The sequence below is a fragment of the Microbulbifer maximicatervae (SeqCode) genome, assembly GCF_052467325.1.
Genome location: NZ_CP174310.1, coordinates 4,081,937 through 4,096,154, shown reverse-complemented (window position 1 = coordinate 4,096,154; position 14,218 = coordinate 4,081,937). Strand labels below are relative to the sequence as shown.

General features: G+C 56.8%; 13 protein-coding genes. 4 read left to right on the top strand and 9 right to left on the bottom strand.

All coding sequences use genetic code 11. From position 1 onward, the window contains the following. Positions 1–69: 69 nt before the first annotated feature. The 6 genes from hfq to ACJJIE_RS18355 all read right to left on the bottom strand — a co-directional run bounded on the left by hfq (position 70) and on the right by ACJJIE_RS18355 (position 6,813). On the bottom strand, positions 70–354 hold the full coding sequence (gene hfq, locus ACJJIE_RS18380) for an RNA chaperone Hfq (RefSeq protein WP_020413623.1): 285 nt from the start codon (positions 352–354) through the stop codon (positions 70–72). A 191-nt stretch (positions 355–545) separates the two neighbouring features. Next, positions 546–1,469: a tRNA (adenosine(37)-N6)-dimethylallyltransferase MiaA gene (gene miaA / locus ACJJIE_RS18375; protein ID WP_444894784.1), complete on the bottom strand. Its 924-nt coding sequence runs from the start codon at positions 1,467–1,469 to the stop codon at positions 546–548. A gap of 70 nt (positions 1,470–1,539) precedes the next feature. Continuing rightward, positions 1,540–3,426, bottom strand: coding sequence for a DNA mismatch repair endonuclease MutL (mutL, locus tag ACJJIE_RS18370; protein ID WP_444892599.1), 1,887 nt, complete (start codon positions 3,424–3,426; stop codon positions 1,540–1,542). A gap of 45 nt (positions 3,427–3,471) precedes the next feature. Further along, positions 3,472–4,782: an N-acetylmuramoyl-L-alanine amidase gene (locus ACJJIE_RS18365; RefSeq protein ID WP_444892598.1), complete on the bottom strand. Its 1,311-nt coding sequence runs from the start codon at positions 4,780–4,782 to the stop codon at positions 3,472–3,474. A gap of 55 nt (positions 4,783–4,837) precedes the next feature. Beyond that, complete coding sequence (gene tsaE / locus ACJJIE_RS18360) at positions 4,838–5,332, bottom strand: tRNA (adenosine(37)-N6)-threonylcarbamoyltransferase complex ATPase subunit type 1 TsaE (protein ID WP_444892597.1); 495 nt, start codon at positions 5,330–5,332, stop codon at positions 4,838–4,840. Then, positions 5,332–6,813 (bottom strand): NAD(P)H-hydrate dehydratase, encoded by a 1,482-nt coding sequence (locus ACJJIE_RS18355; protein WP_444892596.1) that lies wholly within the window; start codon positions 6,811–6,813, stop codon positions 5,332–5,334. Before ACJJIE_RS18355 ends, tsaE begins: the two co-directional genes overlap by 1 nt. A 134-nt stretch (positions 6,814–6,947) precedes the next feature. Here ACJJIE_RS18355 and queG point away from each other — a divergent pair, with 134 nt between their 5' ends. Beyond that, positions 6,948–8,057, top strand: coding sequence for a tRNA epoxyqueuosine(34) reductase QueG (gene queG, locus ACJJIE_RS18350; RefSeq protein ID WP_413664092.1), 1,110 nt, complete (start codon positions 6,948–6,950; stop codon positions 8,055–8,057). A gap of 13 nt (positions 8,058–8,070) precedes the next feature. Here the strand turns inward: queG and orn are convergent, their stop codons facing one another. Beyond that, positions 8,071–8,610, bottom strand: a complete 540-nt coding sequence (gene orn / locus ACJJIE_RS18345; RefSeq protein ID WP_444892595.1) for an oligoribonuclease — start codon at positions 8,608–8,610, stop codon at positions 8,071–8,073. 86 nt (positions 8,611–8,696) lie between these two features. Between orn and rsgA the strand changes: the two genes are divergently transcribed. Genes rsgA through asd form a run of 3 tightly spaced genes read left to right on the top strand, consistent with a single transcriptional unit; the run spans position 8,697 to position 11,417 of the window. Further along, positions 8,697–9,737: a small ribosomal subunit biogenesis GTPase RsgA gene (rsgA, locus tag ACJJIE_RS18340; RefSeq protein WP_444892594.1), complete on the top strand. Its 1,041-nt coding sequence runs from the start codon at positions 8,697–8,699 to the stop codon at positions 9,735–9,737. Continuing rightward, the gene (locus tag ACJJIE_RS18335; protein ID WP_444892593.1) at positions 9,734–10,528 is read left to right on the top strand and encodes a sulfurtransferase; all 795 of its coding nucleotides are present in this window, start codon (positions 9,734–9,736) and stop codon (positions 10,526–10,528) included. Before rsgA ends, ACJJIE_RS18335 begins: the two co-directional genes overlap by 4 nt. Before the next feature lie 25 nt (positions 10,529–10,553). Then, positions 10,554–11,417: an archaetidylserine decarboxylase gene (gene asd, locus ACJJIE_RS18330; protein WP_444892592.1), complete on the top strand. Its 864-nt coding sequence runs from the start codon at positions 10,554–10,556 to the stop codon at positions 11,415–11,417. Between the two features lie 64 nt (positions 11,418–11,481). On the opposite strand, the gene ACJJIE_RS18325 is transcribed toward asd, so the two are convergent. Both ACJJIE_RS18325 and hemE read right to left on the bottom strand, forming a co-directional pair. Further along, a complete protein-coding gene (locus ACJJIE_RS18325; RefSeq protein WP_444892591.1) occupies positions 11,482–12,834 on the bottom strand; it encodes a cyclic di-GMP phosphodiesterase in 1,353 nt (450 codons plus the stop codon). A gap of 170 nt (positions 12,835–13,004) precedes the next feature. After that, positions 13,005–14,084 carry a uroporphyrinogen decarboxylase gene (gene hemE, locus ACJJIE_RS18320; protein WP_413664086.1) on the bottom strand — a complete coding sequence of 360 codons (1,080 nt, stop codon included), beginning with the start codon at positions 14,082–14,084 and terminating at the stop codon, positions 13,005–13,007. Positions 14,085–14,218 lie beyond the last annotated feature (134 nt).

Genomic DNA, 14,218 nt, shown 5'->3' with positions numbered 1-14,218 from the left:
CTGCAAGGGGCTCACCGAGCTGCTGGCGCCCCGGCAAAACGGGGTGCAGGTGAAATTGATACGGATCTTTTAGCTAAAGGATTCGCGCTCACCGCCTTCACCATTACCCTCGCCGCCGTGCTGGGCTGCGGGATTCAATAGCGGTACGCGCACTGCACGCGACGGAACAACCGTAGAAATGGCGTGCTTATACACCATTTGGCTCACAGTATTTTTGAGTAACACCACGAACTGGTCGAAGGATTCAATTTGCCCTTGGAGCTTGATGCCGTTTACCAGATAGATAGAAACCGGAATACGCTCTTTGCGCAATACGTTGAGGTAAGGGTCTTGTAAGCTGTGCCCTTTTGACATCTTTTTTCTCCTTGTCAAAAAGCTGAATGCGGTATGCAGGCCGCAATCGCACCCGCGAAGAGCGCGGATCAAAAAACGACTGAGGTTGAATACGCGTATAAGTAGTGTAGTAGCGAGCCGGAAAAGGCCGGACTCTGTGAAAACTGACTGAACGGGCTTGTCGTTTAATAGCCCAACCACGTTATGGATGCTTAAGCGAGAAATTTCAAGGCTTCTGCCAATATTTCGTCATTCTCACGCACCCCACCTTGCTCATCCTGAGTGTACAAAGTTAGCAGGTCTGGCCAGCGCCGCAGCCAGGTTAACTGGCGCTTGGCAAGCTGCCTCGTCGCCGCAATTCCAGCGGCCACCATATCATCGTAATCGGTTTGGCCTTGCAAGTGTTGCCAAACTTGCCGATATCCCACCGCGCGAATTGCCGGTAAGTCCTCGTGCAGGTCTCCCCGGTCCAGCAGGCCCTGGACTTCATCAATAAAGCCCGCCGCGAGCATCTTGCGAAAACGCAGTTCAATACGCTGGTGAAGCAGGGATCGATCGCGGGGCATAATGGCCATCTGACACACTTGGTACTGCTCCTGTATTCCCCCAGCTTCCTGCTCGCGACGCAACTGCGAAAGCGGAACACCGGTAAGGCGGTAAACTTCCAGCCCCCTTTCGATACGTACCGAATGGTTGGGATGTAGCTCAGCCGCCAACTGCGGGTCCACCTGGGCCAGCTCCGCATGCAGTGCAGGCCACCCTTCACGCTCTGCGCGTGCTTCAATTTCTGCTCTCACCGCTGCATCCGCTTCAGGCAATTTTGCCATGCCTTCCAACAGAGCGCGGAAATACAACATAGTTCCGCCAACCAGTAATGGCACTTTACCAGCGGCAGTAATTTCTGCCATAGCTTCCAGCCCATCTTTGCGGAAGCGACCTGCCGAATAAGACTCAGACGGGTCACAGACATCGATCAAACGGTGAGGGTATGCAGCTAGCTCTTCTACTGAGGGCTTGGCCGAGCCGATATCAAGGCCTCGATATACGAGAGCAGAATCAACACTAATTAGTTCCACGGGCAAACGATCGGCGAGCGCCATGGCCAGATCCGTTTTGCCGGAAGCCGTTGGACCCATCAAGAAAATTACACGGGGCTTATCACCCGGCAAGCTGTTATTCAAACTACCACCCACTTCTGCCGCGTACCTATTGGCCGCGCATAAACCACTTATCCATATCTGCCAGTTTAACCTGGGTCCAGGTCGGGCGACCGTGATTGCACTGGCCACTGCGCTCCGTGCGCTCCATATCCCGCAGCAGAGCATTCATTTCCGGGATTGTCAGACGTCGGTTTGCGCGAACAGAACCGTGACAAGCCATTGTCCCCAGCACTTCGTTGATGCGCTCACCAATACGGGCGCTGTCGCCTTCGCCGAGCAGGTCCGAGAGTACATCGCGCACAAGCTGTTCCACTTCCGCGCCGTGCAGCATTGTGGGTACCTGGCGCACCAGTAAGGTCTCCGGACCGGCCCGCTGCAATACGAAACCAAGCGCGGTAAACACCTCGCTGCGCTCCTCGAAGCAGTCCGCTTCCCGATGGCTGACGGCCAGGCTTACAGGAACCAGAAGGGGCTGAGCCTGGATTCCACCGGCCGCATAAGCCACTTTCATCTGCTCATAGACAATGCGCTCATGGGCAGCGTGCATATCGATAACAACCATCCCGTGCTCGTTTTGCGCGAGAATATAGATTCCATGCAACTGCGCCAGAGCAAAGCCCAGCGGCGGCACTTCTGATTCACTTTCAATGCCCACACTGGCCCCTACGGTCGCCCCGGAAGACGCTTGTGGCACGGGCACTGGCCTGCTGGTAGGGGCATCCTGCGGCTGTTGTGTCGCCGGGGATGAGTCCTGATACGGTTGGTGCAGAGCGCCGTAAGCGTTCATCTGCTCGCGCAGATTTGAGGGCGAGGGGCGATTGCTGAGTGGCATTTTATGCTGCCCGGCAAATTCACCGGCCTGCAAACCCGTGACCTGTTCCTGGCGCTCCTGCTCTGGCTCGCTTTCTATTTCCTCTTTCTGCCCCGGGCGCACATCCGCCAGGGCCCGGTGCAAACTGCCAAACAGGAAGTCGTGTACCAGGCGACTGTCTCGAAAACGCACTTCGTGTTTGGTCGGGTGCACATTCACATCGACGGAAGCCGGGTCCAGCTCCAGATAAAGTACAAATGCCGGATGGCGACCGTGGTACAAAACATCGGCGAACGCCCGGCGCACAGCGTGGCTGACCACCTTGTCGCGAATAGCCCGGCCATTGACGTAAAAGAATTGTAAATCGGCCTGGGAGCGCGAGAATGCGGGCTCCGCAACCCACCCCCACAGGCGCAGGCCGCTGCGCTCCACATCGATATGCAGCGCATTCTGCATAAACGCCGGTCCACACACCTGGGCCACACGGCGCTCCATTTCCACCCGCCCGGTGCCCGCGCGCAGATTATGCACGCCCTTGCCGTTGTGGCGCAGGCTGATAGAGACATCAAATCGGGACAGCGCCAAGCGCTTAATCGTCTCGTCAATGCGATTGAATTCTGTTTTTTCTGTGCGCAGGAATTTCCGCCGAGCGGGCGTATTGAAGAACAGGTCGCGCACATCCACCGTGGTGCCACGGGGGTGAGCCGAGGGCGCGAGCTGTGCCTGCATGTCGCGGCCCTCCGCACTTACCTGCCACCCCTTGCCGCTTTCATCGCGGCTGCTGGTCAATGCCAGGCGCGCCACCGAGGAAATACTGGCGAGGGCCTCACCTCGAAAGCCCAGGGTGGCCACCGCCTCCAGATCCTCCAAAGCGTGAATCTTGGAAGTCGCATGGCGGGCCAGGGCCATTGGCAGGTCTTCCCGCTCAATGCCCTTGCCGTTATCGCGCACTTTCATGCGCTTGCTACCCCCGCCGTCCACATCGACCTCAAGTCGTGTAGCGCCCGCATCCAGGCTGTTTTCCAGCAACTCCTTGATCACTGATGCCGGGCGCTCAACGACTTCACCAGCCGCAATCTGGTTGGCGAGGCGGGGAGAGAGTTGCTGGATTTTATCGTGCATGAATTTGGCCTGTTAATGCTGCAAGGACCGCTCGACACTGAGGTCTCAGCCGGAAGGAATGCTCAGGGTCTGCCCCACTCGAATCACGGAGTTCTTGATGCCATTCGCTCTCATCAGAGCGGCGACGGAGATATTATATCGCGCCGCGATACCCGAAAGGGTCTCCCCGCGGGCGATAACGTGGTTGCGAGACTTATCGCTCTGGTTGGCGGCGAGCCAGGTATCCGCCGGGGGGCGACTCTTAAAGTGCGCCACTATACCGTCACTGAGCTTTTGCGCCAGCTTGCGCTGGAAACTGGGATCGCGCAGGCGTTTCGCTTCCTGGGGATTGGTAATAAAACCCGTCTCCACCAAAATTGAAGGCACATCCGGCGAACGCAGCACCGAGAAATTGGCCTGCTCCACCTGTTTTTTGTGCAGGTGAGTGACGGTGCCAATCTGTGACAGCACACTGGCGCCGATATCCAGGCTGGCATTCATGGTGGCAGTCATGGAAAGGTCGAGCAATACGCCAGCCAGGGTGTCATCCTTATCGCCCAGGCTCAAACTGCCGGCACCACCGATAAGGTCGGACTCGTTTTCCCGCGCGGCCAAAAAGCGGGCGGTTTCACTGGTTGCCCCCCGGGAGGAGACCGCATAGACCCCCGCGCCACGGGCATCTTTGCGGGTAAAGGCATCGGCGTGGATCGACACAAAAAGGTCCGCACGCATATTGCGCCCAATTTTTACCCGTTCCCGCAGAGGGATATAGTAATCCCCTGTGCGCACCAGTTTGGCAGTAAAGCCCTTCTCACCGTTTATCTTTTTGTGCAGCTGTTTGGCAATCGCCAGCACCACATCCTTTTCCCGCAAGCGACCGGGACCGGAAGCCCCGGGATCTTCCCCGCCGTGCCCAGCATCAATGGCGACAATGATATTGCGTTCACTACTGACCTGCTCCAGCGTCTTCTCGCTGCCTTTAACCTCGTCGTAAAGGTCAATCACCAATCGATCCGGCAGGTTTTCATGGCGCCGCAGGGCAAAGCTGCGCGGATTCGCCTGCTGCTTTAGGTCCAATACAACCCGTAGATCTTTTTTATTCTGACGGGCATGGCGCACCCGGGCGATCGGCGTCTTGTCCAGGTCCAACTTGTCCAGCTCAGCCTTCAACTCGGTATCAGAGAGATCGACAACCACCCGGTGGGGGTCCTTGAGGGTAAATAACTTGTGCTCTGCCGGGCCGCTTAAATCAAAAACCAGACGCGTATGGTCGGGTGCTCGCCAGACGCGCACACCTTCCACTTGCGTCGCAGAAGCTGGCAGGAAAACTGCCAGCCACAGCGCGACAACGAACAGAGACCGCCACATAAAACTCATTACTTCCCAGCCCCTTTGCTTATTGGTATCAGTATTTCCCTGCGTTCAGGTCTTTTCAGGATGCTCGCAGCAGCTTTTGCAGCAGGTCTATTACCCACTCACCCTGGGGCGAGCGCGCGATTAACCTGAGCTGGCGACCACTTTCCGGTACTTCCAACTCAACTTCCAAGTCTGGAGCCGGCAATATGCCCTCACCCCGCTCGGGCCACTCTACAAGGCTCAAGCTCTGAGCAGAGAAATAATCCCGCACCCCCATAAACTCCAACTCTTCCGGGTCACCCAGACGATAGAGGTCGAAGTGGTAAACCCGGTGAGCCTCGAGTTCGTAGGGTTCCACCAGGGTATAGGTGGGGCTCTTTACCGCACCCTCGTGCCCAAAGGCCCTCAGTACCCCACGACAAAAAGTTGTCTTTCCCGCGCCCAGCTGACCATTTAAATACAGCGTCAGTCCCTGTTGCAGGCCCGCCGCGAGACAGGCCTGCCCGAGCGAGCTGCCGCCGGATACGGTGGCTGCTTCATCGGCCAAATGTAATTTCAATTCACTCGCCATCAATCTACCAAACGTCTAATCCAGGGCAATAAATCCGTAGCGAGTAATCCCCGCATACCCTCTTCGGCAGCGCGATTACCCGCCTCTCCGTGTAACCACACCGCCAATCGGGCAGCCTCCACCAGCGGCAAGTGCTGGCCAATCAATGCTGCAACAATACCGGTGAGGAGGTCTCCCATACCACCGGAAGCCATGCCCGGGTTACCGCTGTTGATAAGGTCAACACCACCATCATGTGCAATCAGGGTGCCTGCGCCTTTTAATATCACCACGCCACTGAATTTTTGCTGAACTGCAATAGCAGCTGCGCGCGGATCGGCGAGCACCTCGGCGGTATCACAACCCAGGAGGCGGGCGGCCTCCCCCACATGTGGGGTTAACACCCAGTCATCCCGCCGGACTCCGGCCAGAACCCGGCCCTCAGCGAGAATATTCAATGCATCGGCATCTACGACCAAGGGCGCCTCAGCTCGGCCGGCTCGCGCCAGCAGCTGCTCACTCCAGGGGGAGCGTCCCAAACCGGGGCCCACTGCAATCACGCTGGGGCCTTTGAGCAGCGGTTCCAGCTCCTGCCCGGAAATCACCGGATGAGCCATCACTTCTGGACTGCGAGTTAACGCTGCGGACAAATGCTCAGGGCGGGTCGCCAGGGAAATCAGCCCGGCTCCACAGCGCGCTGAGGATTGCGCAGCCATCAATGCGGCACCGCCAAATCCGGTATCACCGCCGACAACCAAAATATGGCCAAATTGGTTTTTAAAGCTATCGGCAGCGCGCGCTGGCAGGCGACGGATGGCATCAGCCTCGTATCGCATAACCAAAGGCTCAACTGCTCGGTAGGCAGCCTCAGGTGCCCCCAAACCTTCGAAAATTACCTCTCCGCAGAGCGCCGGGCCGCGACCGCAGTAGAGCCCCATTTTGCGGCCGATAAAAGTCACCGTTATATCGGCACTGACCGCCTCGCCGGCACTGCCGGTATCGGCACTCATACCGGAGGGGATATCCACAGCCAACACCGGGCCAGGGCTTTTGCGGATTCGCTCAACCGCATGCGCCACGCCGGAGCGCAGCTCACCGCTAAAGCCCGTTCCCAGCAATGCATCCACAATCAGTGTATTGGCATCCGCCGTATCCAGTTCTGCGAGAGAGTTCACCACCTGGACACCTTCCCGGCAGGCGTACTCATAGGCCTCCCAGGCATCGCCACTCAGGTGCTGAGGATCGGTACACGCATAAACGGTGACCGGGATTTTCTTTTGCGCGGCGAGGGCGGCAATCACATAGCCATCCCCACCGTTGTTCCCACCACCGCAGAAAACCTGGAGGCGGCCGATCTCCGGCCAGTGCCTGCGTAGATGTGAAAAAGCCGCGCGACCGGCGCGCTTCATCAGTTGAATGGAGGGGATTTCCAGTGCAGCAATCGTCTGTCGATCCAGCTCACGTACCGACTCGGCACTGTATAGAGGTTGAGGCGTGTCCATGCAGCTCCCGCGATGTGGTCAAGAATTCATCTGTGGCAAAATAGGCAATTACATCGCCATCGTTTGCGCCAACCGCAAAGTATACCGCCCCGGCCAGGCATTGTGCTTGCAGGGAATATCGAGCCGCTTTATCTATGACCGAATCACTGCTCGCCGACTTAGCCCAACAGATCAAAATTTGGGGCAGAGAACTGGGCTTCCAACAAGTGGGTATTACCGATTGCCAGCTGGAGGAGGAAGGGGAACGCCTGCGCGCCTGGATTGATGCGGGCTATCACGCTGATATGGACTGGATGGGCGCTCACGGTGAGAAACGCTGGCGCCCCGAATTATTGGAGCCGGGAACACTGCGGGTAATCAGCGTGCGTCTGGACTACCTGCCGCCGGACACCCAGCCGATTAAAGTGTTGAAGGATTCGAGTAAGGCCTATGTATCCCGCTATGCGAATGGCCGCGATTACCATAAGTTGATCCGCAAACGCCTGGCCAATCTATCAAAGCAAATTGATACCTATTGCGCCGAGCGGGGCATTGAATCGAAAGGTCGGGCTTTTACCGACAGCGCCCCGGTAATGGAGAAGGCCCTGGCAGCCAAGGCCGGCCTGGGCTGGATTGGTAAAAATACTCTGGTACTGAATTCGACCGCCGGCTCTTACTTTTTCCTCGGCGAAATCTACACCAACTTGCCACTCCCCATAGATATCAGCGAGGAGCATGATCAGTGTGGCGACTGTGTCGCCTGCCTCAGGGTTTGCCCTACCGATGCCTTCATCGATGACCGTACCCTGGATGCGCGGCGCTGCATCTCCTACCTCACTATTGAAAACAAAGGCCCAATCCCTGAGGAATTTCGCGAGCCCATCGGCAACCGAATATACGGCTGTGACGACTGCCAGATAGTGTGCCCCTGGAATAAATTCGCCAAGCCCACCAAGGAAAAAGATTTTCATCCCCGACACGGACTGGACAATGGTGAGCTACTGAAGTTGTTTACCTGGAGCGAAGAGGAGTTCCTGCGCAAGACTGAGGGTTCGGCCATTCGCCGAATCGGCCACGAGCGCTGGCTGCGCAACCTGGCTGTTGCCTTAGGCAATGGGGAGGCCACGCCCGAAGTCATCAATACCCTGGAAAGTGCGCGCGCCGGCGCCACGCCCCTGGTTCTGGAGCATATCGATTGGGCGCTGGAGCGGTTGCGCAGCGGGCGCAGGCGCAAGCGTAAAATCAAACGCAAGCCCGCTGGCTAATCGGGAGTGGGGGTCAGAGGCGGAAAAAAGTCTCGCGGTAGTGGCGCAATTCCTCAATAGAATCGCGGATATCGTCGAGCGCCAAATGGCTGCTGTGTTTTTTAACTCCATCCAAAACCTCCGGGCGCCAGCGACGAGCCAATTCCTTCACCGAGCTGACATCCAAGTTGCGATAGTGGAAATAGGACTCCAACTCCGGCATATATTTCACCAGGAACCGGCGATCCTGGCCGATAGAGTTGCCACACATGGGAGATGCTCCCTCAGGGACCCACTGTCGCAAGAACTCCAGGGTCTCCCTCTCCGCGTCCCTTTCGGAAATACTGGATTCTTTGACCCGAGCTACCAGCCCGGAACCACCGTGCTGTTCGGTATTCCATTCATCCATTGCATCTAGCAAGGCATCGCTCTGGTGAATGACCATTGAGGGACCCTCGGCGAGAATCTCCAGGCGTGAATCCGTCACGACTGTGGCAATTTCAATAATGCGCTCTTTGTCCGGATTCAGGCCTGTCATCTCCAGGTCAATCCAGATCAGGTTGTTCTGATCCACAACGGGTCTCCTCAAACTTTCCGCGCAAGTTACCGCAACTACCCTGCAATAGCTATAATCCGCCGCTAGTCTCCAGGTGCTAGTGCATGAGTAAACGCAAATTAAATCGCCGCCAACAGTGGCGTATCAACAAAATCCAGCAGGAACGTGAAGCCCGCGCCCGCAAGCGTGAGCAATCTGCCGAAGAGGCCCTGGAAGAGGGGCAACTGGGGCAGGAACAGATCGGCCTGGTTATCGCCAACTATGGCACACAGGTTTTAGTGGAGAGCGAGAGTGATCCGAGCCTGCGCCAGCGCTGCCATTTGCGCGCCAATATCGAAACCCTCGTGACCGGCGATCGCGTTGCCTGGCACCCTGCCAGCGAAGACAGCGATGGGGGCATTGGTGTTATCGGGGCGCGCCTGCCGCGCAATTCCGAGCTACAGAGACCCGATCGCTACGGCGACCTGAAAACGGTCGCCGCCAATATCGATCGCATATTGATCGTTATCGCCCCCTACCCCGAACCCTTTGCCAATGCTATAGACCGCTACCTGGTAGCCGCAGAGACCACCGGCATAGCACCCATGCTGCTGCTCAACAAAACCGACCTGATCGATGAGCGCAATCGCGATTCATTGGAGGAGCTACTCGCCCCCTACCCGGAGCTCGGCTACCCGGTTTTACGGTTATCGACCAAAACTGGCGAGGGCCTGCCGGAGCTGCTGGAAACCCTTGCGCAAGGATGTAGCGTTTTTGTAGGGCAGTCCGGGGTGGGCAAGTCATCCCTGGTCAACGCACTGCTTCCCAGTGCCGGCGCCCGCACCGGTGCCCTGTCAGAGGCCACACAGAAGGGGACTCACACCACTACAGCGGCGGAACTGTTTCACCTGCCCAGTGGGGGTGATCTGATAGACTCCCCAGGCATTCGCGAGTTTGGACTCTGGCATATGGAGGAGGCCGCCCTACTGGAAGGGTTTGTCGAATTCCGACCGTTTATAGGACACTGCCGCTTTCGCGACTGCCGCCACCAGGGCGAACCCGGTTGCGCTATCCAGGAGGCTCTGACCGATGGAAAAATTAGCGAGCGCCGCATGAATAGTTTTCTGCATTTGCGCAACAGCCTGGAATCGGAGAACAAGTTTTGAAACTGATCATCGAAGCGGATGAGCTCGCGACTCAGCTTGAGCGCGAAGAACTGCTGATTGTCGACCTCAGCTCACCCCACAATTACCTCAACGGCCATATCCCAAGGGCCGTTCACCTGCCGTTCCAGGCGCTGATGGCTGGCACCGCGCCCGCACCGGGCAAACTTCCCGGTATCGAACAGCTGACCCAAGTATTTCAAGCTATCGGCTTGAAGCCGGAACAACATGTGGTCGCCTGTGACGACGAAGGTGGCGGTTGGGCTGGGCGCTTTTTGTGGACCCTGGAAATGATAGGCCACCGCAATTACAGCTACTTGAATGGTGGCATGTTGGCCTGGCGAGGCGCCGGCCTTCCTCTCACTACCGAGGCACCGGATATCGAGCCGAGTGATATTCAAATCACCGTCAACAGCACAGCTGCGATGGACGCCCAGCAAATCCAGGATCAACTGGGCAATGATGAACTCCTTGTTTGGGATGCTCGCTCACCCCAGGAATATCGCGGTGAGCGGGTCCTGGCCATGAAGGGCGGTCATATCCCGGGAGCAATCAATTGCGAGTGGACCCAACTGATGGACCCGCAAAAAGACTTGCGTATTCGTGCGGATGCCCGCGAATTCCTCGCTGCACTGGGAATTGATAGCTCACACAAGATTGTCACCCACTGCCAGAGCCATCACCGCTCCGCTTTTACCTGGTTAGTGGGCAAGTCCCTGGGATTGGATATCCGTGCTTATCCAGGCTCCTGGAGTGAGTGGGGCAATTTGCCCAATACGCCGGTACAGCAGTAGATACATTGAGAAAAGACGTAGATTTATGAACCCTAAACTTTTTGCCGCCCTGCAATACCTAACGCCGCAACACGCACTCTCCCGTGCAGCCGGTTGGTTGGCGAATACAGAACTCAAGTGGATCAAAGATCCTTTCACCCGCTGGTTTGTGGAGAAGTACGGTGTAGATATGCAGGAGGCCAAAGAGAGCGACTGCACTGCCTACCGCACCTTCAATGAATTCTTTACCCGCGAGTTGGTAGACGGAGCCCGCCCCATTATCGAAGGGCAACACACCCTCGCCAGCCCCGCCGACGGCGCCATCAGCCAGCTGGGCCAGATCCATAACGGCCGTATTTTCCAGGCCAAGGGTCACGACTACAGCCTGGTTGAACTGGTGGGTGGTGATCCCAAGGTGGCCGCGCAATTTAATGACGGGCACTTCGCCACCGTGTATCTGTCACCGAAGGATTATCACCGTGTGCATATGCCCATGGCCGGCACCCTGCGCAGCATGACCTATGTGCCCGGACAACTCTTCTCTGTAAATACGGTAACTGCAGAAAACGTTCCGCGCCTGTTCGCGCGCAACGAGCGTCTGGTCTGCGTATTCGATACGGAAGCCGGCCCTATGGCAATGATCCTGGTGGGTGCAATGATTGTCGCCGGTATCGAAACCGTATGGGCCGGACAAGTCGCTCCAATCCAGCGCAAAGTCATCAATACGGATTATCTGGAAAAGGCACCTGTCCACCTGGAGAAAGGTGAGGAGATGGGACGCTTTAAGCTGGGCTCTACCGTCATTATGCTATTTGGCGCAGACCAGGTGAGCTGGCTCGACCAGCTTGAAGCCGAGTCTCCCGTGCGCATGGGTGAGCATTTCGGAAATTTACTATCCGGCAAGGACTGATTAATAAGGAACAGCGGCAGTCTTTAGGAGGTTCCTAAACTGCCGCCTCGGGAAAAAAGAACGTTTATTTTGTCAGGCGCGTCAGCAGCTGCCCCAGTCGGCCACCGCGGAATAAATAATTGTCGCGAATATTCGCCGCATCCACCTGGGGGTAAGCTCCGGGTTCTATATCCCTGAGGATACTGATCTTTTCCTCGACACTCATCTTGCCACGCTCGATAAGCTTCTGTTCTCGATCCTCAACTTCAGCTAAGTCACACAGGCGAGGCTTGCTGAGCGTCTGTTTTTGCCCATCGAGAACGATCATTACCTTTGGTCGCAAGCGCCGGTCGTAGGTCTGTTCCACCACCACGCCGACTTCTCCGGTGGACAACTCCACCTGAGTACCCGTGGGATAGAGGCCAATAGCCTGAATGAACTCCACTACCAACTGTTCCTGGTAGGCGATACCTCTCAGGTCATACAACTTGGCAACTGCCCGGGATGGCGCTACCGGCTCACTGGAACCTCTTGGATTAGTGGCTTCATCATAGAAAGTCACTATTCCGCACATGCGCGCCAACACTGAAATCCTGTCACCGCGCAAGCCCTCAGGGTAACCACTACCATCGTGGCGCTCGCAGTGGGCACTAATGACTTCGATAACCTTCGGATCTATTTGTGGGTCTGCCGACAGCATCTTGACGCTGTGCTGCACAAACTTTCGATACTCCAATTCACTGCGCGGGTCGCGCTGCTTCATCTGCAGCACTTCCCCGTCGATAGCCAGCTTGCCTACATCCTTCAGCAGAGTAGCCACCCCGAGCTTTAGTAAATCACTGCGTGAAAGACCGATATGGCGGCCGAATAGCACCGCCCAAATACTGGCACGCACCGAGTGACTGTAGGTGTGCTCATCCTTATCTCGCACACGAGCCAGCCAGGCAAACGCATCGGGACTGCGCAGCACACTTTCTACTAAATCCTCAACGACTTGGTTGACCTGCTGCACCGGTATGGGCCTGTTGTTGGAGACAAGCCCCATTACCTCATTCATACCATAGAGGATCTGGCCGTGGAGCTTGCGCGCATTACTGGCTTCCCGTTGCGCCGGCTGCGGAGGGGGGTATTTTTTATGGGAAACAGTGACAGGTTTGCAGGGGATAGTGACCGCTGTGCGGCCGGAAGCACGGCCCTTTGCGGAAGTGTCGCTGCCCCCGAGTAATCGTCGCAGGGTAACTCCGGCACTGCCGACAGTTTTGTGTATATCGACATAAACAAACCGGCAGTATTTCTGTAGCTGCCGAATTTCTTCCAAATCGCGGATATAAAAACCCTGCAGCGCAAATGGAGTGCGTGTCCAAGGCCTGTCGAGCTTGGAGACAAACATGCCGCGCTGTAAATCACCGACAGAAATTTTTGCTTGTTCGATTGCCACTGGGGAAGGTGCCGACAACTGTAGTTAACGCTAAAACGCTGCCCTGAAAGACCCCGTGGCGTAAGATCCTCGGTCCTCTGGGCAAGCTCACCTTTATATCATGGAGAGATATTAAGGTTCACCCGCCCAAAGTGAGACTGTATTCACAGACTCAGGGATCAGTGGCCAATTTAGGCGTGATATTGGGCTGACAGCTCTACCACAGCTTCAATCATGGCTCCGGCATGTTTGGGATCTACCTTCGGGGTAATTCCGTGACCTAAATTGAAAACGTGGCCACTACCCTGACCAAAAGACTTCAAAACAGCCGCCACTTCTGTGCGAATTCGTTCGGGACTCGCGTAGAGAACAGCTGGGTCCAAGTTACCTTGCAGGGCCACCTTGTCTCCCACTCGGGCGCGGGCACTGCCAATGTCTGTAGTCCAATCCAAGCCCAGGGCGTCAGCGCCGGTATCAGCCATTGCTTCCAACCACTGACCGCCTCCCTTAGTGAACAGGATGGCCGGCACTCGACGACCGTCGATTTCTTTAATCAGCCCCTGGAGAATTCTCTGCATATATTTCAGGGAGAATTCACGATAAGCACTGTGGCTGAGTGCCCCGCCCCAGGTATCAAAGATCTGTACGGCCTGGGCACCAGCGCGAATCTGGGCGTTCAGGTAATCGGTAACAGAGTCGGCCAGCACCGTGAGTAACTGGTGCATCAGCTCAGGGCGGTTGTAGAGCATTTCCTTACAGCGGGCAAAATCCTTGCTGGAGCCACCTTCAACCATATAAGTCGCCAGCGTCCAGGGGCTGCCGGAGAAGCCGATAAGCGGCACGCGACCATTCAACTCGCGGCGGATGGTGGACACGGCATTCATCACATAGTCCAAATCCTTTTCGCTGTTCACCACTTCCAGGGCTTCGATATCGGCCGCCGTGCGCAGGGGCTTGTGGAACTTTGGGCCCTCGCCTTCAGAGAAGTAGAGGCCCAGGCCCATGGCATCGGGAATAGTCAGGATATCGGAAAACAGAATGGCGGCGTCCAGCGGGTAGCGCTCCAGGGGTTGCAGCGTTACCTCACAGGCCAGCTCAGTATTGCGGCACAGATCCATAAAGCTGCCGGCTTCGGCGCGGCTGGCTCGATATTCCGGCAGGTAGCGCCCCGCCTGTCGCATCATCCACACAGGCGTTCGATCCACTGGCTGGCGCAGAAGGGCGCGAAGAAAGCGGTCGTTTTTCAATTCGGACGGTTTGGTATCAGACATAGGCACACCGAGCGGGCTAAAAAAACGGGCATTGTACAGGGGCTTGGCCGCTATACACAGGGTGGCAAAGATATTGCGAGGTGCCTATTGGGACTGGCACAAATGTGCACGGAATAATTGGGCAGTGAGGGACC